This is a genomic window from Spirosoma sp. 48-14 (genome assembly GCF_001898575.1).
Lineage (GTDB): Bacteria > Bacteroidota > Bacteroidia > Cytophagales > Spirosomataceae > Spirosoma.
Map to the genome: position 1 here is coordinate 36,482 of NZ_MKUD01000042.1, position 24,006 is coordinate 60,487.

General features: G+C 48.9%; 14 protein-coding genes and 1 tRNA gene. 7 read left to right on the plus strand and 8 right to left on the minus strand.

All coding sequences use genetic code 11. The features are described 5' to 3' along the window. The first annotated feature begins 26 nt into the window (after positions 1 to 26). Positions 27 to 1,079, plus strand: a complete 1,053-nt coding sequence (locus tag BGO59_RS21120) for a spore photoproduct lyase family protein (protein ID WP_293686476.1) — start codon at positions 27 to 29, stop codon at positions 1,077 to 1,079. Between the two features lie 101 nt (positions 1,080 to 1,180). On the opposite strand, the gene BGO59_RS21125 is transcribed toward BGO59_RS21120, so the two are convergent. Further along, positions 1,181 to 1,615: a DoxX family protein gene (locus tag BGO59_RS21125; protein ID WP_293686478.1), complete on the minus strand. Its 435-nt coding sequence runs from the start codon at positions 1,613 to 1,615 to the stop codon at positions 1,181 to 1,183. Positions 1,616 to 1,763: 148 nt separating this feature from the next. After that, positions 1,764 to 2,147 (minus strand): DUF779 domain-containing protein, encoded by a 384-nt coding sequence (locus BGO59_RS21130; RefSeq protein ID WP_293686480.1) that lies wholly within the window; start codon positions 2,145 to 2,147, stop codon positions 1,764 to 1,766. Positions 2,148 to 2,364: 217 nt separating this feature from the next. Between BGO59_RS21130 and BGO59_RS21135 the strand changes: the two genes are divergently transcribed. Further along, positions 2,365 to 3,075, plus strand: coding sequence for a DUF2461 domain-containing protein (locus BGO59_RS21135; RefSeq protein WP_293686482.1), 711 nt, complete (start codon positions 2,365 to 2,367; stop codon positions 3,073 to 3,075). 6 nt (positions 3,076 to 3,081) lie between these two features. On the opposite strand, the gene BGO59_RS21140 is transcribed toward BGO59_RS21135, so the two are convergent. From BGO59_RS21140 to folP, 5 genes are all read right to left on the minus strand, one after another. After that, complete coding sequence (locus tag BGO59_RS21140) at positions 3,082 to 3,384, minus strand: DUF4884 domain-containing protein (protein WP_293686484.1); 303 nt, start codon at positions 3,382 to 3,384, stop codon at positions 3,082 to 3,084. 133 nt (positions 3,385 to 3,517) lie between these two features. Then, positions 3,518 to 5,008, minus strand: coding sequence for a glutamate synthase subunit beta (locus BGO59_RS21145; protein ID WP_293686486.1), 1,491 nt, complete (start codon positions 5,006 to 5,008; stop codon positions 3,518 to 3,520). Positions 5,009 to 5,020: 12 nt separating this feature from the next. Beyond that, positions 5,021 to 9,595 carry a glutamate synthase large subunit gene (gltB, locus tag BGO59_RS21150; protein ID WP_293686577.1) on the minus strand — a complete coding sequence of 1,525 codons (4,575 nt, stop codon included), beginning with the start codon at positions 9,593 to 9,595 and terminating at the stop codon, positions 5,021 to 5,023. A 493-nt stretch (positions 9,596 to 10,088) separates the two neighbouring features. Next, a tRNA-Lys gene (locus BGO59_RS21155) sits at positions 10,089 to 10,161 on the minus strand. 80 nt (positions 10,162 to 10,241) lie between these two features. After that, a complete protein-coding gene (gene folP, locus BGO59_RS21160; RefSeq protein ID WP_293686488.1) occupies positions 10,242 to 11,111 on the minus strand; it encodes a dihydropteroate synthase in 870 nt (289 codons plus the stop codon). Between the two features lie 103 nt (positions 11,112 to 11,214). Between folP and BGO59_RS21165 the strand changes: the two genes are divergently transcribed. The 3 genes from BGO59_RS21165 (at position 11,215) to BGO59_RS21175 (ending at position 13,558) form a co-directional block, all read left to right on the plus strand. After that, positions 11,215 to 11,769: a DUF1599 domain-containing protein gene (locus BGO59_RS21165; protein WP_293686490.1), complete on the plus strand. Its 555-nt coding sequence runs from the start codon at positions 11,215 to 11,217 to the stop codon at positions 11,767 to 11,769. A gap of 32 nt (positions 11,770 to 11,801) precedes the next feature. Beyond that, on the plus strand, positions 11,802 to 12,944 hold the full coding sequence (locus tag BGO59_RS21170) for a BT_3928 family protein (protein ID WP_293686492.1): 1,143 nt from the start codon (positions 11,802 to 11,804) through the stop codon (positions 12,942 to 12,944). A gap of 107 nt (positions 12,945 to 13,051) precedes the next feature. After that, positions 13,052 to 13,558: a shikimate kinase gene (locus tag BGO59_RS21175; protein WP_293686493.1), complete on the plus strand. Its 507-nt coding sequence runs from the start codon at positions 13,052 to 13,054 to the stop codon at positions 13,556 to 13,558. Position 13,559: 1 nt separating this feature from the next. On the opposite strand, the gene BGO59_RS21180 is transcribed toward BGO59_RS21175, so the two are convergent. Continuing rightward, a complete protein-coding gene (locus tag BGO59_RS21180) occupies positions 13,560 to 13,688 on the minus strand; it encodes a hypothetical protein (RefSeq protein ID WP_293686495.1) in 129 nt (42 codons plus the stop codon). A gap of 107 nt (positions 13,689 to 13,795) precedes the next feature. Between BGO59_RS21180 and BGO59_RS21185 the strand changes: the two genes are divergently transcribed. Both BGO59_RS21185 and BGO59_RS21190 read left to right on the plus strand, forming a co-directional pair. Further along, positions 13,796 to 17,893 (plus strand): ATP-binding protein, encoded by a 4,098-nt coding sequence (locus BGO59_RS21185; RefSeq protein ID WP_293686497.1) that lies wholly within the window; start codon positions 13,796 to 13,798, stop codon positions 17,891 to 17,893. Positions 17,894 to 18,113: 220 nt separating this feature from the next. Continuing rightward, a partial coding sequence (locus BGO59_RS21190; protein ID WP_293686499.1) for an Ig-like domain-containing protein occupies positions 18,114 to 24,006 on the plus strand: 5,893 nt, incomplete at its 3' end.

The following is a 24,006-nucleotide window of genomic DNA, read 5'->3' on the forward strand; positions in this document are numbered from 1 at the left end:
AGTGTATATACTCTCAACGTATCTTCATGCCCGATTTCAATCCGTCGTTAATCTTATACACCGCCGATGCCCTTAACAGTCGGGGCAAAGCTGTGCTGGCAAAATTTTCCGAAGCTGAGGCACTGGAAGTAAAGCAGCATAATCGGTTACCTGATCTGGGACTGAATCATTTTAAGGTTAAATCGAATGTGCTGGTCTTGGGTCGGCTGAAAACCCAGGACATTAAATGGAGCGGCCGAAGTGCTGATTACATCGCTCCGAGTTTGGCAAACGGCTGTTTTGGCGGTTGTACCTATTGCTATGTAGATCGTCATAAAACGGTGAATCCGATTACGCTTTTCACCAATGTTGAGGAAAACATCGCCACGGTCAATGAGCACATTAATACGTTGCCCTGGCCTAAAGTGCCTAATCAGACCGATGACCAGTTGTATACCTACGACATTGGCTGTAATTCGGATATCTCGGTCGACTACGATTTAACCGATGGCATTCGGCAGGTATTTGATTTTTATCGGACGCATCCACGCGCCAAGGCGACGTTTGCGACGAAGTATGTGAATCGGGATATGCTCAATTTCAATCCTGAGCGAAAAGTGAGGATACGGTTTAGTTTAATGCCGGCTCACGTGAGTAAACTGGTCGACGTACGTACTGATAGTATAGAGAAACGACTGGCGGCTATCAATGATTTTTATGACGCTGGTTATGAAGTACACGTCAATTTTTCGCCGGTTATTGTCTATACCGGACCCGACGGTGACCGAAAGGCCTGGCGAAACGATTACCGCGATTTATTCCGTCAGTTAGATGCTGCCCTACGCCCGGAAGTTCGCCAACAGCTTAAATGCGAGGTGATTTTTCTAACCCATAACCAGTGGCAGCATCAGGCTAATCTGGCTATCAATCCCAAAGCTGAAGAACTACTGTGGGTGCCTGAATTACAGGAGAGTAAGGTAAGCCAGTTTGGTGGCTGGAATATTCGATACCAGCATCAGTTAAAGCGTAAAATGATCGAGATTTTTGAGCGTCTCATTCAGGAAGAAATCCCCTGGTGCCAGATCCGGTATATTTTCTGAACCAGGATTTAACGGATTTATGGATAAATCTGATTTTGCCAAAACGCTTCAAAGAAGCGAAAACAAAATCCCGCTAATCCATAAATCCGTTAAATCCCGGTTCAATGGGCATGTTGTTTGACGTACTCGTCCATCGAAAAACGCCCGGAGCCCAGAACCGTAAATGCCAGTAAAAGGCCCAGTACAATAAGCGATAACCACAGTTCCGAATTCAGGGGCGAAAAGCCCTGACGGATATTTACGAAGAAAACTGCCGCAACCAGAATGGGCAGTTGAAGGATGCACATCAGACGGGTCAAACACCCAAGCATGATCAGGAAGCCACCCATCAGATGCGCAAAGGCAACATAATGAACGGCCATAACCGGAAAAAGCCCAAAATGGACTCCTCCGACCAGTTGGTTCAGATACGCAGTGTCACTAATAAAACTGATTCCTTTCAGAATCAGGATAATGCCCAGCATAATCCGTAGGGCGTCGGTCCAGGCGGGGTGATGCGTGTCGCCCCAGTGCTCGATGCGCGTTAGTAGGTTCATATCTGTAAGCGGTTAGTGAATCTCAATCGAATCTACAGATAGAATCCCGTTAAAGCAAGTTGATTGCCAGTCTATTAATTATATTTTTTGATGGTTTAATCTAATTTTACTTTGTGGCTGGAAGCCGATCGTTTATAGTGAATAAACGTTAACGTACTTCTTCAAAAGGGCCGACATGCACTGGTGTGAGGTGAGCCATCTCATTAGGTTCGAACAGTCGTGACCGAATCATGAACCGAATACCAAGTGGAATTTCCAGCGAGAAACTGGCACCACGGCCAGGGGTTACATCGATGGTCAGGTGTGTATGCTGCCAGTATTCGAATTGATCCTGCGACATCCAGAAATCACACCCATGAACCTGGCCGAGCCAAACGTCCGACGAACCGATAATAAAATCGCCAGCCGGATAGCACATAGGCGAGGACCCATCGCAGCAGCCACCGCTCTGGTGAAACATCAGTGGGCCATGCTGGGCCCTTAATTGGTCGATAACGTCGGCAGCAGCCGTTGTACAGTCGATACGATTCATTGGGGTACACTAAGATTTGTAACAAATTTTGCTGCTATCTTACAAAAATTCCAATAGTATCCTCTTAAATACATGCAGAATCCTATCAATACGAAAAACAGACAGTATGGACCGTGAATACGAATGATAAATCAAAACGTATCGATGTGTTTTACTTAAAACATAATCTGCTATAACTATCACAAAAATCAGTGTTCTATTGTACCTTTGAGGAGTTATGGCAAAACAATCGGCTTCAAAATCTACGTTTACAGCGGCTACATTGGAGTTCATGCGTGAACTCGTTCAAAACAACAATCGGGACTGGTTTCAGGCAAATCGTAGTCGGTATGATGCGGCTAAAGCAGAGCTGGTGGGCGTTACCGAACGGGTTCTGGCAGAGCTGAGCCCATTTGAACCACTGGCCAATACATCGGCCAAAGATTGTATATTTCGAATCAACCGCGACATCCGTTTTTCAAAGGACAAAGCTCCTTATAAATCGAATCTGGCGTTTGCTATTGGGCCGGGCGGACGACATTCGGGTCGTATCGATTATTATGTGCATATCCAGCCTGATAACCAGTCGTTTCTGGGCGCTGGCATGTGGCAGCCAACCCCGGCTAATCTGGCTAAATTTCGGCAGGAAGTAGACTACAATGCTCAGGAATTGAAAGACATCATCGAAGCCGACGAATTCAAAGCGTACTTTCCCGAAGCGCATGGTGAAACGCTAAAAGTAATGCCGAAAGGCTATCCGGCCGATCACCCCGAAATTGATCTATTGCGCCGGAAAGAGCTGTTCTTTATGCATCGCTATACCGATAAAGAAGTACTGAAACCGAATTTTGTCGACGAAATTGTAAAGGGATGCCGCATCATCAAACCCTACTGTGATCTGCTGAATTATCTGTTCTACGACGAGAAAGAGGAGTCAATTACGTTATAAGTCGTTTTAGGGTTTCAAGGGAATACCGTTTTTGGGGTAACTGGTAACATTTTCGGCATAGTACGTACAGTTTTTCCCACAGGATTCCAGCCATCCCACGGAACTGGAGCCATTCTGGCATTTTGTGAAATAGCGGGGTTGCTGGCGATCGTAGAAGCGATAGACCTTACAGCCATCAACTTCGAAAAGCAATTCAACTTTAATATTTGGGTTACTTCCCTGTAAATTCATCTGGGCAGGAGCCAGACAAGAGAGGAGGTTTGTGCTGATCAGGTAGCAGCAAATCAGCGAAAGTTTTACTGATTTCATTGTCATGCGGTTTAGTTTTCGCATGAATGTAAACGCGACTGATTAACAGTCAACGAAATTTAAATTAAGTGTCTATTTAAAAAGGCTCACCAGTGTACTGGTGAGCCTTTTTAAATTTTGTATAGGTTTTACTTTACTCAACAGCAATGAGCGATACCGCTTTCGCTTCGAGTTGTGTGTCGCCCATAAGGTATAGATCAGCATACCGAGCCGCTTCGCGACCTTCGGAAATAGCCCAAACCACCAAAGATTGACCACGGCGCATATCACCAGCCGCAAATACTTTGGGGTTCGTCGTTGTCTGGTAATTCTGCGCTTTTACATTGCCGCGTTCATCATATTCAAGGCCCAGATCGTCCAGTAAACCATTGTGTTGTGGGTGCAGGAAGCCAGCCGCCAGCAAGGCTAGTTCGCAGGGAATGTCGCGCTCAGAACCCGGCAGTTCCACCATTTGCATCCGACCGTTTTCGTTTTTCCAGGTCAGGTCGACAATGCGAAGTGCTTTCAGATTGCCGTTTTCGTCACCGATGAATTCTTTGGTATTGATTGACCAATGCCGGTCGCAGCCTTCCTCATGTGAGGTACTGGTCCGCAGCATCATTGGCCAGTTTGGCCAGGGCGTGCTTTCGGCCCGCTCTTTCGGAGGCATCGGCATCAGTTCAATTTGCGTAACGCTTTTTGCTCCGTGTCGGTTTGAAGTACCGACACAGTCAGAACCTGTATCGCCACCGCCAATAACCACTACGTTTTTATCCGTGGCAAAGAGATCACCAGTACCATATTTTACGCCACGGTGGTCCACTTCAACCGGGCGCCCAGCTACCCGTTTGTTTTGCTGGCTCAGGAATTCCATCGCCGGGTAAATGCCTTTCAGCTCACGGCCTTTGATCGGTAGGTCACGCGGAACGGTTGAGCCGCCGGTGAGCATGATCAGATCAAAGTCGTTCAGAAGGTCTTTGGCTTTCAGGTCAACGCCTACATCAACACTGGTTTTGAAGGTTACTCCTTCGGCTTCCATAACCGCCAACCGACGGTCGATGGTCCATTTTTCGAGTTTGAAATCAGGGATGCCGTATCGTAATAGCCCCCCAATCTGATCGGCACGTTCAAAAACAGTTACCGTATGACCTGCTTTATTCAACTGAGCCGCAGCTGCTAAACCGGCAGGGCCAGAGCCAACAACAGCAACCCGTTTACCCGTCCGCTCTTTGGGTACTTTAGGGGTAACGTGGCCCCGCTCAAAGGCAACCTCGGCAATCGACTTTTCAATGAACTCGATGGCAACGGGCGGTTTGTTAATGCCCAACACACAGGACGCTTCGCACGGAGCAGGGCAGATACGGCCTGTAAACTCCGGAAAGTTGTTGGTTGAGCTTAAAATTTCGTAGGCGTAGGCCCAGTTCTGCTCGTAAACTGCGTCGTTGAATTCGGGAATGATATTTCCCAGCGGACAGCCGCTATGGCAAAAGGGCGTGCCACAATCCATACAGCGAGCGGCCTGCCGCTGCGAATCCTGTTCGGAATGAGGAACTTCAATTTCCTTGTAATCGTGAATTCGATCCTGTGCAGCGCGCTTTTTGGGTAATTCACGCGCAAACTCTAAAAATCCGGTAGGTTTTCCCATTTTACTTCGTTCTTATCCCTGCGTCACATCGACGGTAATATCCTGATAAACCACATTTTTGTCGCGGATCTGGTCGGCCAGCGAGATGCCACGTCCAGCCAGTGCCTGACGGAAATCGCCGGGCATCACCTTCACAAATTGACCAATCAGGTTGTCCCAATCCTGAATCAGGTTCAGGGCTACATTACTGGTCGTGTACTGGAAGTGTTTGTCAACGTATTCGCGAACGATGCTCAGATCTTCTTCGGTCAGGCTTTCCAGGCTTACCATTTCGCCGTTTACTTTCGAGGCAAACGTGCCGTCCTGATCCCACACATAGGCTACACCACCCGACATCCCGGCTGCAAAGTTGCGTCCTGTTTTACCCAGAATGATGGCCAGTCCGCCTGTCATGTATTCCAGACCATGGTCGCCAATGCCTTCGACCACAACTTTGGCCCCTGAGTTACGCACGCAGAAGCGTTCGCCCGCCATACCCCGGATGAAGGCTTCGCCAGACGTAGCACCATAGAACGAAACGTTACCGACAATGCTGTTTTCTTCCGGTTTGAACTGAGCTGTTCGGTCGGGGTATACAATCAGTTGAGCACCGCAAAGACCTTTCCCGAAATAGTCGTTGGCATCGCCTTCGAGTTCGAGTTTAATACCGCTTGTGCTGAAGGCGCCAAAGCTCTGACCTGCTGTACCGCGAAGTTTGATGTGAATCGTACTTTCGGGAAGACCAGGTCCACCGTAAACTTTCGAAATCTCGTTCGACAACATCGTGCCAATGCTTCGGTCGATGTTTTGTACGGTAAATTCACCATACACCGATTCTGCTGATGTCAACGCTGGTTGAGCCAGTTCAATCAGTTTTCGGTCGAGTACCTCTTCCAGGTGGTGATTTTGCTCTTCCTGCTTGTATTGAGCAACTTCGAGTGTCGTTGGTTCTTTGTACAGCAGCGCATCCAGGTTGATTTTCTTGTATTTCCAGTGCGCCATATTGTCACGAAGTTCCAGCATCTGCGCCTGGCCAACCATTTCATTGACAGTACGGAAACCCAGTTCTGCCATGATTTCGCGCAATTCCATCGCCAGGAAGGTGAACATATTCACGACATGTTCGGGCTTCCCGGTAAATAGCGCCCGGAGTTCTTTATTCTGCGTAGCCACGCCGACCGGACAGGTGTTGAGGTGACATTTCCGCATCATGATACAACCCGTAGCGACCAGAGCGGCCGTGGCCACACCAAATTCTTCAGCACCGAGTAGAGCTGCTACGGCCAGGTCACGACCCGTACGAATCTGACCATCGGTCTGTACGGTTACGCGCCCACGCAATTTGTTTTTCACCAATGTCTGATGCGCTTCGGCCAGACCCAATTCCCAGGGCAGCCCCGCATGGCGAATCGATGAAAGGGGAGAAGCTCCCGTACCTCCATCATGGCCCGAAATCAGGATATGGTCGGCATGGGCTTTGGCTACGCCGGCAGCAATGGTGCCTACACCCGCTTCGGATACCAGTTTGACGCTGATGCGGGCGGCTCGGTTAGCGTTTTTAAGATCCGAGATCAACTGGGCTAAGTCCTCAATCGAATAAATATCATGGTGAGGAGGGGGCGAAATCAGCCCAACACCAGGCGTTGAGTGGCGGGTCCGACCGATCCAGTCATCGACTTTAAAGCCAGGTAACTGACCACCTTCGCCCGGTTTTGCACCCTGCGCCATTTTAATCTGTAGTTCCTGCGCATTGGTCAGGTAATAGCTGGTGACCCCAAAGCGTCCCGAAGCAACCTGCTTGATGGCCGAGTTCATGCTATCACCATTTTCGAGCGGCTTGTAGCGAAGCTCGTCTTCACCGCCTTCGCCAGAGTTGCTTTTACCGCCAATCCGGTTCATAGCAATGGCCAGGGTTGTGTGGGCTTCCCACGAAATCGACCCGAACGACATGGCACCCGTAGCGAACCGTTTGAAAATACTTTCAATGGGTTCAACCTCGTCCAGTGGAACAGGAGTGCCTTTCTTGAACTTGAGCAAACCACGAATGGTGATCGCTTTCTGGGTTTGATCGTCGATGAGCTTCGAGTATTTCTTGAAGATCGCGTAATCGTTCTTGCGGGTTGCCTGTTGCAGCAGGTGAATCGTATCGGGGTTGAAGATGTGCTTTTCGCCCCGTTGCTTCCACTGATAGATACCACCTACTTCCAGACGAGGAGTGACCATTGGGGTCGATGGGAACGCTACCGAGTGGCGCACCTGAATCTCACGAGCGATTTCCTCAAGGCCCATCCCGCCAATCCGCGATACGGTTCCGGTGAAGTAACGGCTTACGACGTCCTGATTCAGCCCAAGGCATTCGAAGATCATAGCGCCCTGGTACGATTGCAGGGTCGAAATGCCCATCTTCGAGAAGATTTTCAGGAGTTCGCCATTGACCGCTTTCACGTAGTTTTTATACAACTTGTCGAGGTCGTAGTCTACGCCCAGCAATCCTTTTTCTTTCATGCTGGCAATGGTTTCGAAAGCCATGTAGGGGTTTACACCCGAGGCTCCGTAGCCAATGAGGGTTGCAATGTGGTGCGTTTCCCAAACATCGCCTGCTTCAACTACAATACCCACTTTACCCCGCAACCCCTGACGAATCAGGTGGTGGTGGATCGCCGACGTCGCTAAAAGGGACGGGATTGGGGCGTGGTTGGAGTCGATGGCCCGATCTGAAAGGACCAGAATCGAATACCCATCCTGAATGGCATCTTCAGCATAGCGACAGATACGCTCCAGTGCCCGTTCGAGGGATTTACCCAGGCCGTCGACGGTAAACAGGCAGTTGATGGTTTTCGCCTGAAACTTCGGTTGGTCGATAAACCGCAGTTTATCAAATTCTTTAGTCGTCAGAACCGGCTGTTCCAGTTCAACCTGATGGCAGTGTTCGGGTGACTCACTCAGAAGGTTATACGTTGCACCGACAAAGGAGATAAGCGACATAATCGCCCGTTCCCGGATTGAGTCAATGGGCGGGTTGGTCACTTGCGCGAACAACTGCTTAAAGTAATGACTCATGTGCTGGCTCTGCTCCGAAAGAACCGCCAGTGGCACATCAACGCCCATTGATCCCAGGGCTTCTTTGCCCGTTTCGACCATGGGAGCCAGAATCATCCGCAGATCTTCGGATGTAAAACCGAAGGCCTGCTGCATCCGAAGCAGTTTGGCCGGATCATACGGATTGTACGACCGAATGGGTGCTTCGAGGTCCTGGATCTTGATCTTATTATCGGCCAGCCATTGCTGATACGGTTGCCGGGTACAGATGTCGGCTTTAATTTCTTCGTCTGATACAATCCGGCCCTGTTCCATGTCGACCAGGAACATTTTACCAGGCTGCAAACGGCCTTTGGATACAACAATAGCCGGGTCGATGTCGAGTACGCCCACTTCCGACGCCATAATGACGACATCTTCATTGGTCACCCAGAAGCGCGAAGGACGGAGACCATTCCGGTCGAGGGTAGCCCCTACGATGCGGCCATCGGTGAACGAGATCGACGCTGGACCATCCCAGGGTTCGATCAGAGCGGCATGGAACTCGTAGAACGCTTTCCGAACGGGGTCCATATGCTCGTTGCCATCCCAGGCTTCTGGAACAAGCATCATCATCACGTGGGGGAGCGAGCGGCCGCTCATCACCAGTAATTCAATGGCATTGTCAAGATTGGCTGAGTCCGACTGTTTAGGGTCGCAGATGGGCAGCAGCATGTCCATCTCTTCCTTCGTAAACTTGGATGATTCGAGCAAACCTTCGGCCGCTTTCATCCAGTTGACGTTGCCTTTTACGGTATTGATTTCTCCGTTGTGAGCAATGTAGCGGAAGGGCTGGGCCAGTTTCCAGGAAGGGAAGGTGTTGGTCGAAAAGCGGGAGTGAACAACACCGATAGCCGATACGACCTCCTCGTTCTGTAAGTCCGGGAAGTACGGTTCAAGTTGCAGCGTGGTTAGCTGACCCTTGTACGTAATGGTCCGACAGGAAAGTGACGAAAAATAGAAATGGTCGACGCCCGCAATGGTTTCATTGATGATCCGGGTACTGTAATTCCGCAGAATATACAGTTTACGCTCGAAATCATCGGCATTGGTTATGTCGGCCGGGCGCTTGATAAACACCTGCTCCATTTGGGGCTCGGCCGAGCGTGAGCCATTGCCCAATTCACTGTTGTTGACCGGTACAACCCGGTAGCAGAGAAGCTCCAGGCCGAGCCGTTTCATCTTCCGATTCAGGATTGCACGACATTCTTCGCGAAGCCACACGTCTTTCGGGAAATACACCATCCCTACACCATATTCAAGAGCAGGTGGAAGGTGCACACCCAGTTTACGGGCTTCGTCGACGAAAAACTCATGGGGAATCTGGATCAGCAATCCAGCTCCATCTCCTGAATTGGGTTCAGAACCTACAGCGCCCCGGTGTTCCATTCGCCGAAGCATCTGGAGCGCATCCGAAACAATCTGGTGTGACTTGCGGCCTTTAATATGGGCCACAAAGCCGATACCGCAGTTGTCGTGTTCAAACTCGGGGCGGTACAGTCCCGCCAGTTGGTCAACCTGATCAGACATGGTCGTAACAGCGTTGGATATGGCCATTTTTTGAATAGCTGATTAACAGAATTGCAAAAAATAGAGCCGTTTATTAAGAAAATCTAAATTAACAGGATGCCCGGCCTGTGAATTAATCAAGGAGAAGGCAATCGAATTGAAGGGCGTTTGTGACAAAGTCACGCAATATACTACTAAAAAAATTTGGCAAAAACAGCTTTTGTCGGAATTTAATAGCAAATGGCCTGAATTGTGAATTTGATTATAAATCTTCTTGAAAAGTGAATATGTTCTGTTTGCAAATGAGTGCTCAGCAACCTGTTAAATCGATTACTGATACCATTAACCTAAAACTTCACGCTAGTTTCGTACTAAAATTATTGAAAACAAATTATCAGAATAAGCGTAGGTTTTTGCGCTAGTCCGGTTACCTGATAAGGCCTCCTATTCGATACTGCCAGTATGATATTGACATGAAAAAAGCCGCTCGATTGAGCGGCTTTGGGCATTTTTGTGATTCGGCTGGGATTCGAACCCAGGACCCATACATTAAAAGTGTATTGCTCTACCAGCTGAGCTACCGAATCGATTCCCGTTGAACAAACAGGGGTGTCGTCGTTTGGGATTGCAAAAGTAGAACTTTGTTTTTCTAAACGCAAGCAAAACGTTAAAAAAAAGTTAATCGCTGTGTTAGCTGAACGGCTTCAACGGCTTCACGGACGTCGTGGACGCGCAGAATGGATGCGCCTTTGAGCAGGGCTGCTGTATTTAGTACTGTTGTACCATTCAAGGCTTTATCCGGGCTGATATTTAGTGTTTTCCAGATCGTAGTTTTGCGAGAAAGCCCCACCAGAATAGGCTCGTCGAATAGTCCGAAAGCATCTAATTGGTTGAGTAGCTCAAAATTTTGGGCAGGTGTCTTGGCAAACCCGAATCCTGGGTCCAGAATGACATCCTTTAGGCCCAGTGCTCTCAATTCTGCTAGCCGAGTTGCCAGTTCATCGATAACTTCTGTCGTAACGTGCTTGTAGGTAGCCAGCGACTGCATGGTTTGCGGAGTACCGCGAATGTGCATTAGTATATAAGGTGTCGACTGCGAGCGACTCAATTCAGCAACTGTACTGAACATGTCGGGGTCAAGGCTACCACCGGATACATCGTTGATGAGTGCTGCACCGGCTGTTACCGCCTGACGGGCCACCGACGCCCGAAATGTATCGATTGAGATGATGGCATCAGGAAACTCAGACAGGATCGCTTCGATAACGGGTAAAACGCGGTCGGCCTCTTCAGAGGGGCTAACAGTGGCTGCCCCAGGGCGGGTTGAGTAACCGCCTATATCCAGAAAGGTTGCCCCATCGTCGAGCATCTGATGAGCGAGCTCAATAGCTTTGGCAGAAGGGCTATTATCGGTTGTAAGGCGACTGCCTGAGAAAAAGGAATCAGGAGTGGCATTGAGTATTCCCATTACGGCGGGTTGGGTTAAATCGACTAGTCGGCCCCGGCAGTTCAGCGTTTTTTTCGTAACTTTCGGCATGAAAATGTCATTCCTCGTCATTGATAGTTAGTCCTTGTCATTGACAGTCAGGCTCGTTTTTGCGATAAATGACCAGTGATGACAGTGAATGATGCTTACTCTTATGTCCACTACGGAAATCGAATATCGGCAGGTTATTCAACGCTGCCAAGACCTATTCCTGAAAAAAAATAAAGACTATGGTACTGCCTGGCGCATCTTGCGGCTTTCCAGCATTACCGATCAGATTTATATCAAGGCTCAACGGATTCGTACGTTGCAGGAAACGGGTGTGAGCCGGGTAGGTGAGGGAATAGAGCCCGAATTTGTCGGTATCATCAATTACTGTGTTATGGCACTGATTCAGTTGCAGTTAGCTGGTGATAAGCGAACAGATATACCTGCCGACGAACTCGAAATGCTTTACACGCAACAGATTGGCCGGGTTATTGATTTGCTTTTTGCCAAAAATCATGATTACGGCGAAGCCTGGCGCGACATGCGAATCAGCTCCATGACCGACATTATCCTGATGAAATTGCTCCGAACCAAGCAAATCGAAGATAATCAGGGTAACACGCTCGTTTCGGAAGGTGTTGATGCCAATTATATGGATATGATCAATTACGCCGTTTTTTGTCTGATCAAACTAAGTAATCCGGGTGTAAACCCACAGTAAAACGAATAGCGGGTTCCACCCGCGTTACGTGTATGAACACAGCAACGACCCAGCCTAAAGTAAAAACCGGTACCCCACCGATGTTGATTGCCGCCCGTATTGCCCGCATTCTGGTCGGAATAGTTTTTATTTTTTCGGGCTTAATTAAGCTAAACGACCCGGTCGGCACGCAGATCAAGTTCGAAGAATATTTCGAAGTGTTTGCGCAGGATGTGCCGTTTCTGCACGATTTCTTCATGGGGCTGGTTCCTTTCACGTTGGTTATGTCGGTGTTGTTCTGTGCTGCCGAGATCATCTTAGGAGTAGCCCTGTTGGCTTCCTACAAGCCTAAGATAACGGTCTGGCTGTTATTTTTCCTGATCATTTTCTTTACGTTCCTGACGTTTTATTCGGCCTATTTTAATCGGGTAACCGACTGCGGCTGCTTTGGTGATGCCATTAAACTCAAACCCTGGACGTCGTTCGGGAAAGATGTCGTTCTGACCGTACTGATTCTGTTCATCATGGGTCACCGGAACCGGTTGCGCTCCCGGAATACAGGCTGGCTGGTTGTGCTAACAACCGTATTTACACTAGGGTTAGGTATGTATGCGGTTCAATTCCTGCCTCCCATCGATATGCTGCCGTATGCTGTTGGCAAAAGCATTCCGGATCAGATGAAACCATCGGAGCCATTGCGGTATAAGTACCTGATGGAGAAAAACGGTGATGTGACCGAATTTGAAAAATACCCGACCGACCCGAGCTATAAATTCAAGGAGATGGTGCTGGTCAATGAAAAGGCCAAGCCCAAGATTACGGATTACCGCGTCTGGAATGATGACAGTGATTTTACACAGCAAACATTCGAAGGGGAAAAACTTTTCATCATTATTAAGAACACAAAAGATATTGATGCCGGTAGTCTGCCCGCTATTCGGGCGTTGGTAGAAGGATTAAAGGGATCGGCTGTATCGCCATTTATTCTCACCTCAACCAGCGATGATGAAATAAAAGCCTTTCGGAAGGAGTTTCAGTTAGAAAACGTACCCTATTATAAGGCCGATGCGACCGTCCTGAAAACCATCATGCGCTCCAATCCGGGTACATGGCTCCTGAAAAATGGGGTGGTCCGGGGAAAATGGCATTATAATTCAACGCCCGACGCGGCTGAAGTAATTTCTTTAAGTAAATAGGAGTGAGGAGCGAGGAGTGAGAATGGCCGGGCCGCGTAGGCTGGCGCAAGCAAAAAAGTACGTGTCAACCATTCTCACTCCTCACTCCTCGCTCCTCGCTCCTGACCTTGAAAAACATCTTCCTGATAGGCATGCCGTCGTCCGGCAAGAGTACGCTGGGGAAACGCATTGCCGACGCCCTGCATTACCGTTTTGTAGATACTGATAAAGTGATTGTTCGGGAAGAAGGACGATCCATTGCCGATATTTTTGCCCAGTCGGGAGAAGCCTATTTTCGGGAGGTCGAACGCCGGGTTTTACGCACCATACAACCCGGTAGTAGTAAAGTGGTATCGACAGGTGGAGGAATGCCCTGCTTCCATGACAACATGGCTTATATCAATGCTACAGGTATATCGATTTTTCTGGATGTGCCGATAGCCATTCTGGTTAATCGAATAATGGCGCACGCACAGGAAGACCGGCCCCTCAATAATCCCAGTAATCCCGAATTGCCTCTGATCTTACAGAAACGCTACGAAACACGATACCCAATTTACAGTCAGGCTAACATCATCATCACGGGCGAAACAACCGAAGAGGAAGTACTGCGACGGTTGGGGGAATGGCTTTAGCTTATTGCAGGTAATATCGGTTAAAAGTACCTGATTGAGCCGCAGCCAACCGCTTCATCGATAGGCTGGCCGTTAAACTGTGAATAGCTCCGAAAATAATCCAGCTTACTAGAATAAGTACGTAACTCATGCTTGAACAGCGCGTTGTGTTGCTAAAAAATGAGATCAGATATCATATAGTGCCACTTTTGTGTTAGTGGTATATTTTTTGCCAATTTTAGAGGAAAATTGCCGAGTATGCGTCTCTTCGTTATTTGTCAAATTTTCTTTTTAGTAATTAAATCGGATTGGGTAACGGCTCAATCGAAAGGCTGGCAGGAGTTGACGATTTCCAATGGCCTGTCGCAGGGTATGATCTTCGATCTTGAGCAGGATCGGAAAGGCTTTATCTGGATAGCGACAAAAGATGGCCTGAATCGCTACGATGGGTATAATTTCAAGGTATTTACCCATGATCCATACAATCCGTATAGCCTTTCCGATAATACCTGCTCGGCTTTATTGATGGATCGACATAATCGGCTTTGGATTGGAACCCTCAACAAAGGTCTTAATCTGTACGATGAACGGACTCAACGGTTTTACCACATTGTTATCCGGGATCAAAAAGTGCCAGATGGTGCCAGTTATGAAGTCAGACTATTGGCCGAAGATCCCCAGGGAAATATCTGGGTAGGTACCGGAACAGGCCAGCCCTTCAAGATCACATTGCCTGCTTCCCTTCAGCAGAACTTTCCCAATCAGCCTGATTTTACGAATCAGATTCAGCTCTCTCAACTTCAGCTTAACACTAAAGTCTATAATAGTCTTAACCTGGATTTCAGCTTTAAACCCAATGGCGAAGGCCTTACAGGACTCAACAATGGCATTTACGCCTTCAACTGGAAAAAACCGACAGGCCTTACAAAACTAAACCTGTTTCCGAACGATTCATCTGGCATTTTCGACTTCTATCACGATGTGCGGCAGGATTTTCTAGTTATTAGTACCAGTCATCAGCTCAAATGCTGGTATAAGGGCGTTGCAAAAACCATTGCTCTCCCACTCAGTAGCGGCCAGGGCGTAAAAATTAAGCCGATTGATGGCCATACAATTGCCCTTTCGGTAGCCAGTCATCTCTGGCTCTTTTCGCCTGCTGCGCTTTTTGGCAAAGACAGCCTTACCGAACAGAATGCCTTTTTGACCTTTCCGCCAAATCTGTATGCCGTTACAAAGCTATTTCGCGATAAAACCGGTAATATCTGGGTTGGTACCAGTGGCTATGGCATTCGCAAATTTAATCCACGTGTCAACCAGTTTCATTCCTACCTGCCCCGCACCTCGTTATCGCAGCTCTATGTCGATCAGCAGGGGCGCACGTATGGACGCTATCAGGATGCGTATGGGCTCATCGACCGGCAATCGACTCAATTATTGCCCTTTATAGATAGTAAACTTCCCGAAGCCGACCGAAAGCAATCCTTCCTTATGCAAGACCGTCAGGGCTTTTTCTGGATATCGAATACCCATTTTCAAACCCACGTGTCTGGCCTCTTCAAGTTTTCCAGCGACTGGCACCTACTCAGAAAATATCCATTACCAACTGGCCTCGAATTTGGTTACTGGGTGAACCTCACGCTGGAAGATCCTGACGGCAAGCTGTGGATGGGTGCTATGAAAGGAAAACTGCTTCGCTTTGATCCAAAAACCGAATCCTTTCAGGTTTTTAGCTATTTACCGGGCAGCAACAATGAAGCCGAAACCTACGCACTACTTCGCGAGCCTAACGGTACCTTCTGGATCGGTACGCAACAGGGACTGATTAGAGCCGAGCACCTGACCACGAAACCAGCGTACACCTATTATACAAACTCAACTACCAACCGGCAAAGCCTAAGTAATAATTTTGTGCTGAGTCTGGCCAATGATCCGAATGAGCCCGACCGGTATTTGTGGATTGGTACCAAAGGCGGAGGGCTCGAACGACTTGATAAAAAAACCGGTCAATTCAATCATTTTACCGAAGCGCAGGGCCTTCCGAATAAAGTCGTGTATGGTATTTTAGTCGATGAGTTCCGTAACCTATGGCTTAGTACCAATCGGGGTTTATCACAGTTCAATCCCAAAACGGAGCATTTTCGCAATTACACCCAGGCCGATGGGCTTCAGGACGATGAATTCAATACGGGTTCATTCTTTAAATCGGCATCGGGCGAGATGCTATTTGGAGGGGTAAACGGGCTGAATACCTTCCTGCCGTCGGAACTAGCTAAAGTCAACCAACTCCCTCCAACGGTGAATATCATTGCTTTGCGGATCAATAATAAACCCATTGAGGTTAGAGGTCCGGATGAAGTACTTCTTCAGGGCATCGAATACACCCAGCAACTCGATTTACGGCACGATCAGAACCTGCTCACGTTTGAGTTTGGAGTGATGGATTATACCAATTCGGCCAATAATCAATATCGCTATCGATTGCAGGGCATCGACGGCGATTGGGTTGAAGCGGGTACCAATCGATTTGCCAATTATGCGCAGCTACCATCCGGGAATTACCAATTGCAAATGATGGGGTCAGTGGATGGAGAACATTGGAGTAAGCCACTGGAACTACAGATTCGGATTCACCCACCGTTCTATCGTACCTGGTGGGCTTACCTGTTTTATTTGATCGTGATTGGGTTGGTAATCTGGTGGTTGAATCGTTTGCAGACCCAGCGGCTGCTGCTACAGCAACAGGTTGCGTTTGAACAGAAAGAAGCGGGTCGTTTAGCGGAGCTCGATTCACTGAAAACGCGATTTTTTACCAATATTTCCCATGAATTTCGAACACCTCTGACCTTACTGCTAGGGCCAATAAACGACCTTCGACAACGTCACCCGACCGACATGCTGTATCAGGTTATGTACCGGAATGCCAACCGGTTGCAATCACTGATTGGCCAATTGCTCGAACTGGCCAAACTGGATGCCGGAGAATTACAATTGGATAAACAACCGGGCAATCTGGTCGATGACATTCGGATATGGATCGCTTCGTTTGAGTCGCTGGCACAAAGCCGGGGAATTACCTTATCATTGACCCAAAACCGACCGCAGCAGTGGAAGCTATACGATGCTGATAAACTTGAAAAAATTGTAACCAATCTGATTTCAAACGCCCTGAAGTTTACGCCTGCTGGTGGCAATGTGCAGGTTGATGTGTTATACCACGAAACCAGGTCTGTAACGATCTATGTACGCGATACGGGAGTGGGCATTGCACCTGATCAGGTAAAGAATATTTTCGACCGGTTTTATCAGGCCGACGACAGTCAGCAACGGGGGTATGAAGGCACTGGTATTGGCCTCGCGCTGGTCAAAGAACTGGTTACCGCGATGAAGGGGCAAATACGGGTTGAGAGCCAACCCGGTCGGGGAACTACCTTTGTCCTTAACCTGACTCTGGAACAGGCAGAAGCTTCTGCTCAACTCAGTTCAGGAGAAATAGAACGAGATAGCTCTGAATTTACAGTTCAGGAAGCAGTTACTCAGGCGATTCCGTTGACCACCGATCTGGAAACATCATCCGATAAAACCGTTTTAATTGTCGAGGATAATGATGACCTACGGTTGTATATCCGGCATGTACTGGAGCCAATCTATACCGTTATCGAAGCGGTTGACGGACAGGATGGCTTAAATCGAGCTGTCGAAATGCTGCCCGATCTGGTTATTTGTGATTTGATGATGCCCCGGCTGGATGGCTTCGGATTCTGTAAGCAACTCAAAACCCTGGAAGCGACCAGCCATATACCGGTGGTGATGCTCACGGCTAAAGCCGACATGGATAGCCGAATCGAAGGGCTGACGATTGGAGCCGATGATTACCTGACCAAGCCCTTTGACCGGCAGGAGTTACAGCTTCGGGTTCGGAATCTGCTTCTGCAACGCGAACGATTGTTCGAATGGTTTACTGCCAATCAGGGGCCTAGGCCAGTGGCTCCGCCAGCCCTTACAGCCGAACAGAAATTTCTGGATCGATTGTCGGAGGAAGTATTTAAGCATATCGATGACCCCGATTTTAGCGTTGAAGCGCTGGCCGAAGCGGTTAACCTAAGTCGGGTACAGTTGCATCGAAAACTTAAAGCATTGACCAATACAACTGCTACCAACTTCATCCGAGACATTCGGCTGGCTCAGGCAGCCACGCTGCTCGCTACCCAGACCGACAGCGTAACGCAGGTAGCTTATGCAGTAGGCTTCGATAACCTGTCTTATTTCGCTAAAGTCTTTCAGGAGAAGTATGGCGTGTTGCCTTCTCAATACGGGAAACCATCGCTGCCAGAGAGCCAGAATCGAAGTCCTGATTGACGGATGAAAACTATTCAACCCCATTAAAAGCCCGAATTCACGGGCTTTTTTCATATCATGTAACATGAGTTGTAATGGATGTAACGTCAGTGTTAGCAGCTTAGGCCCAGATATAACTACTTGCCCGTCGATTTAGTCCAGCCTCATACGGTCAAAACCAGAGCCAGTTGTGATAGTACGAATGCAGGCTTTTCAACTCAACCTTTCCTCTTTTTTATTTATGAATCGACTGCTTTACGTCATCTTACTTTTTTTGGGTTTTGGGTATAGCAATCTGTTGTTTGCAACAGATAAATATTGGACAGGTGCTACCAATAATGATTGGAATACCGCCAGTAACTGGAACCCATCGGGAGTTCCTTCAAGTACTGAGCGAGTTTATATTTACTCAACAGCAAACAACCCTGTTATTTATAGTGGCACCAATGCAACATCGCTGGTTGCTCTTGTTAGTGGTAGCGGGGTAACGTTAACCATAAATAGTGGTGGCACCCATACAGGGCAAATTGCGGTAGAAGATGGTGGCCTTATAACAAACAACGGAACTGCCAATATTCAGGCCGTTGGGGGGGGCGTACTAGATGGAAACGGAATTACATATTATGGAGCGGGGAATGTTGGATCGATAGTAAATAACAGCACAATGAATATCAATGTGCTGTATAATTCATTCTATGTGTTTAACTATGGAACCTTCACTAATTCCTCAACAGGCGTAATCAATAGTAACGGCGCCGGATTTATAGCTAATGTAGGTACGTTTAGCCTATCAAACAGCGGAACCATTACTCATTCAGGTTCTGACATGGGTATAGGTTCAGGGACTTCATTAACTAATAATGCCTGTGGTAAGTTTATCGTTTCTGCCAACTATTACAACGATGGCACTGGCAGTACAGTCAATAATGGCCTTATTCAGATTGCCGGTGCATTGAATAATTCAAGCTCGTTTACCAATAACGGTGTTCTTAGCTATGGCTCACTATCTGGTAGCATTACGAAAAACAACGGCTCTGTAATCGTCAACAACAACCCAACCAATAGTACCATTTTCACCTATACGGGTACGTTTACTGGTACAATAAATGGCATTTATACCAACGCCAATGTTACTACATTAGCCGGTACGTTTACTGCCCCCAATACCTTTGTTCCTTCTGGACTGTCCGCTGGCTCGCAAACACTTTATGCGAAAATAATCCCATCGGGAGGGGGGTGTACGTATATCGTGCCCTTTACGTACGTAATGGCATCTGCACCTAATTTTACAATCAACCCGACAAGCAAGACGGTGTGTTCGAACAGTGGTACCACCTTTACGGTGGCAGCATCTAATTACGACAGTTATCAATGGCAGGTTAATACCGGGGGTGGTTTTACGGATATAAGTAATTCGACTCCCTACTCAGGAGTGACAACAGGAACCCTTACCATCAGCAATGTGGCCGGATTGAATGGCTATCAATACCGGTGTGTGGCCACGAACAGTGGTGGTAGTACGAATTCAACAGCGGCCACTTTAACGGTCTTGCCTGGCCCTGGTGCCACGATTTCTTATGCCGGAACCCCCTTTTGTGCAAGCAGCCCGGCCGTTAACGTAACCCAAACCGGAACAACGGGAGGGACGTATTCGGCCAGTCCAAATGGATTGAATATTAATCCTAACACGGGTCAGATTACCCCTGCCAGCAGCACGACGGGTACTTATTCGGTTACCTATACGATTGCGGCCAGTGGAGGATGTACTCAATTTACAACCAACACATCTGTCGTTATCAGCCCTACGCCAAATGCGACTATTTCCTATGCCGGCTCGCCGTTCTGCTTGAGCGGAGCAGCCGTTAACGTAACCCAGACCGGAACCACAGGAGGAACCTATTCGGCCAGCCCAGATGGGCTTAGTATTGATGCCAACACGGGCCAGATTACGCCTACCAGCAGTACGACGGGTACCTATACGGTTACCTATATGGTTTCTGCCGGTAGTGGATGTGCATCATTTTCGACAACCACTTCGGTGGTCATCAGTTCAGCGTCGAGTGCTGCCATTGTCTATGCCGGTTCGCCTTTCTGTGCAAATCTGACGCAGGGGGCTGTCACCCTTACGGGACCAACAGGTGGTACGTATTCGTCTAGCCCAACGGGGCTCAATATCGACCCCAGTACGGGTCAGATTAATCCGTCGCAAAGTACGGCTCGTACGTACACGGTCACCTATACCCTTTCTGCCGGTGGTGGTTGTTCGCCGTTTACCACGACACAGGTAACGATTGCAACGCCCCCCAATGCTACCATATCGTATACAGGATCACCTTTCTGCACCAGCGGAACAAGTGTTGCCGTCAATCGGACTGGCACGGGCGGAGGGACGTATCTCGCTAGTCCCAGTGGCTTGAGCATCAATGCCAGCACGGGCCGCATTACCCCAGGCAGTAGTGCACCAGGTTCGTATACGGTAAGCTACCTGATTGCTGGCAGCAATGGTTGCCCCGACTACTATGCCACTACGACCATAACCATTACGGAGGCTCCCAGTGCGACCATTGCCTATGCTGGATCGCCCTTTTGTGGCGATGGAACGGTGGCGGATGTCACCCTGACTGGAACCCCGGGAGGAACGTTTTCTGCTTCACCGTCTGGTTTAGTACTGGATGGAAGTACGGGCCAGATCAATCCGGTAGGTAGTTCGGCCCGCACCTATACGGTCACCTACAGGATTGCCGCCAGTGGCGGGTGTCCGCAGTTTACCACTACGGCTAGTGCTGTGGTTAGTTCATCGATCAGTGTCACGAATCCTTCAACCAGCACGGCACTACAGGGCTCAAACGTAAATCTGACCTTTAGCGCCACGGGCGGTACTTTTCCGTATACCTATAGTGTGGTGAGTGGAAGTCTGCCCAATGGTCTTACCGTATCGACGGACGGAGCGTTGTCGGGTATACCGACCCAAATTGGCGATTTCCCCATCTTGGTGCAGGTAACCGATGCCAACGGATGCACAAAGCTAGGGCCAAACTACAATTTTACGGTAATCGACGCTGCGCCTACCGTTACGAATCTGGCGGCCAATCCATCAAAAGTTTGTGTGGGGAGCCCTGTTACCTTTACGGCAACGATTGGTCGGGTAACGGGATCTTATAACTACACGCTCACCAATGGCAGTAGTACATCAATAGCGGGTACTAAAACGTCAACGTCTTTTAGTCAGGCTATAACGCCAGGTACCACAGGTACTCAAACCTTTAGCCTGATTATTGCCGACAATGGTCTGACAGGCAGTGCCTCCACAGTTGTACCCATAAACAGTTATCCGGTTGCTACTCTGGTGAATAATGGCCCCTTAAGTTGCACTCAGACAAGTGTCACCCTGACGGCTGGGGGAGGGAATAACTTCGTTTTTAGCGGGCCTGGTCTGTTGAGTCAGGATGCTGCGTCGGGTCTTGCTGAAGTGACTGTATCCGGCCTCTATTCGGTTACGGTGACAAATACGGAAACGGGTTGTTCAAGCACAACAACGACAACGGTATCCAGCAATACAGCAGTCGTAAGTGTTACTAATCCAATCATTACCACGGCTACAGTTGGCACAGCTTTCAGCCAATCCTTCACTGCAAGCAGTGGAACAGCCCCCCTGAACTTCAGCATCACAAGTGGTAGTCTACCCACTGGATTAACGCTGGCCACAACAGGGGTTTTATCGGGTACACCAATGCAAAGCGGTAGCTTCTCCATTACCGTGCGAGCTACGGACGCCAATGGCTGTTCGGGCGTAGGAGCGACGTATAGCTTGCAGGTTAGTACAACGGCTACCGTAACAACGGCGGCCCCCAGCAGCATTCTGGGTACCAGCGCTACGTTGGGCGGTACGATCACCGCCGATGGTGGCACTTCTGTTACTGAACGGGGAGTGGTCTATATGACAGGCAGCGGTACACCAACCACCAGCAATACCAAAGTAACGATGGGATCGGGAACGGGTAGCTTCTCTCAGACCGTAAGCAACCTGGTGAGCGGAACCACCTACTCCGTACGAGCGTATGCCATTAATGTAGCGGGTACTAGTTACGGAGCCGTACAATCCTTTACGACAATCAGTGCTACATCAGCCCCTGTTGTACTTACACCCGCGAATGGTAGTCAACTGAGTAACAATAGACCTACCTATACTGGCACAGCGACTCCGGTTAGTAGTGTTACCGTATTTGTTGATGATAGCTATGCCGGTGAAATTAATGCAGATGCCGTCGGTAACTGGAGCTTTACCCCGTCGGTGTCACTTCCTGATGGTACACATAGGGTTTTTGCACGGGCTGCGCTCAACAGTCTGACCAGTCCTAATAGCAATACCAACACCTTTTCAATTGATACGACTCCTCCACCGGGTCCAGTCGTCAGCACGCCGAACAATGGTACAACAATCAGCGATAACACACCGACCTATGCCGGTACGGCCGAACCCTTGAGTACCGTAACGGTGCGGGTCAATAGCTCAGTTATTGGTACTCCTACGGCCGATGCATCCGGCAACTGGAGTTTGACGCCTACGACTCCGCTGGCCGATGGACTTTATACGGTTAGAGCGACGGCAACTGATCCTGTAGGAAATACTGGCCCTAGTAGTAGTACGATCTCGTTTACGGTCGACACCACTTCGCCTACGGTAAGCATCACCAGCACTGCCCCGAACCCTACCAGCACTAGTCCTATTCCGCTCACCATCACCTTTTCGGAAACGGTATCCGGTTTTTTGATTGAGGATATTAAGTTTACTAACGGTACATTAAGCGACTTTACAGGGTCGGGGTCAAGTTACACTGTAAACGTAGTGCCCGGAACAACGGGTATGGTTTCGGTGAGTGTGGCATCAGGTGCCGCTCAGGATCTGGCTGGCAATAACAATAGTGCGTCGAATCTATTTTCGATCCAGTACAGCCCAATGACCACGATTAGCGATTTCACGGCTAGTCCTGATCCCGTTTGTGTCGGCAATCAGGTTACCTTTACGGCTAATCTGGGTAATTTGACCGGCTCCTATACCTATACGCTTACCAATGGCACGAGTACAACCACCGGTGCCAGTAGTAATACAAGCTTTAGTCAACAACTCACGACAACCGCTTCTGGTATTCAGGCCTTTTCGCTCACGGTAAGCAATAATGGTCAACGGGTCACTGAGACGTATGATTTAACGGTCAGCGAACTGCCTGCCGCAACACTTACGGCCAGCAATGGAGGAGTGCTCACCTGTGGCCAAACTAGTTTAACACTCACAGCTACGGGCGGAGATGACTATGCATTCAGTGGCCCCGGCATTCTTAACCAGGACCCCGAAAATGGAATTGCTGTAGGCAATGCACCGGGTACTTATTCGGTAACGGTGACCAACACAGAAACGGGTTGTTTTAGTAGTACCACCACTACCATCACCAGCAACACGACATCTCCATCAGTTTCTATCCTTCCACCAGCCAGTTCAACCCTTACCTGTACCACCACCAGTATCAGCCTGACAGCGACTGGAGGTGGTACTTATCATTGGGACAACAATTCGACCAATGCCATTCGCACGGTCACTACAGGAGGTACGTACTCAGTAACGGTCACGGGCTCCAATGGCTGTACGGCTACAGCAAGTACTGAGGTCAGTCAGAGTACGACAATCACCGGTTTCTCAGTAACAGGTTCGGGGACGGCCTGTGCAGGAGGACAGGTGACACTCACCGCATCCGGTTGTTCGGGCGGTACAATAACCTGGCCAGGAGGTATTACCGGTGCCGTATTTTCGACAACCATCAGTGGGCAATACACTGCTACCTGCACGATCGAGAATTGTACAGCTACGGCTAGTGGTACAGCCACAGTTGGAAACATCTTTACGATAACCACACCTGGTATTTCAACGGCCACCGTGGGTGCCTCAATCAACAATACATTGAACTGGTCGGTATCAGGAGGCAGCAGTCCGTATACGTTCAATTTCGGGACTCTTCCACCGGGTTTGAGCGTTACTGGATCAAGTTCGGCTTTCCGGGCTATTGGTGGTACGCCCACTCAGGCGGGTACTTTCCCCATTAGCCTGACTGTCACCGATAATCTGGGTTGTGCGCAGGTAG

Excerpts from the sequence above, each read along its gene's own strand:
- BGO59_RS21140 (WP_293686484.1), bottom strand. The coding sequence starts at position 3,384 with ATGAAATCAGTAAAACTTTCGCTGATTTGCTGCTACCTGATCAGCACA.
- folP (WP_293686488.1), bottom strand. The coding sequence starts at position 11,111 with ATGCCGAAAGTTACGAAAAAAACGCTGAACTGCCGGGGCCGACTAGTC.
- BGO59_RS21130 (WP_293686480.1), bottom strand. The coding sequence starts at position 2,147 with ATGAATCGTATCGACTGTACAACGGCTGCTGCCGACGTTATCGACCAA.
- BGO59_RS21145 (WP_293686486.1), bottom strand. The coding sequence starts at position 5,008 with ATGGGAAAACCTACCGGATTTTTAGAGTTTGCGCGTGAATTACCCAAA.
- BGO59_RS21185 (WP_293686497.1), top strand. The coding sequence starts at position 13,796 with ATGCGTCTCTTCGTTATTTGTCAAATTTTCTTTTTAGTAATTAAATCG.
- BGO59_RS21135 (WP_293686482.1), top strand. The coding sequence starts at position 2,365 with ATGGCAAAACAATCGGCTTCAAAATCTACGTTTACAGCGGCTACATTG.
- gltB (WP_293686577.1), bottom strand. The coding sequence starts at position 9,595 with ATGTCTGATCAGGTTGACCAACTGGCGGGACTGTACCGCCCCGAGTTT.
- BGO59_RS21120 (WP_293686476.1), top strand. The coding sequence starts at position 27 with ATGCCCGATTTCAATCCGTCGTTAATCTTATACACCGCCGATGCCCTT.
- BGO59_RS21125 (WP_293686478.1), bottom strand. The coding sequence starts at position 1,615 with ATGAACCTACTAACGCGCATCGAGCACTGGGGCGACACGCATCACCCC.
- BGO59_RS21170 (WP_293686492.1), top strand. The coding sequence starts at position 11,802 with ATGAACACAGCAACGACCCAGCCTAAAGTAAAAACCGGTACCCCACCG.
- BGO59_RS21165 (WP_293686490.1), top strand. The coding sequence starts at position 11,215 with ATGTCCACTACGGAAATCGAATATCGGCAGGTTATTCAACGCTGCCAA.
- BGO59_RS21180 (WP_293686495.1), bottom strand. The coding sequence starts at position 13,688 with ATGAGTTACGTACTTATTCTAGTAAGCTGGATTATTTTCGGAGCTATT.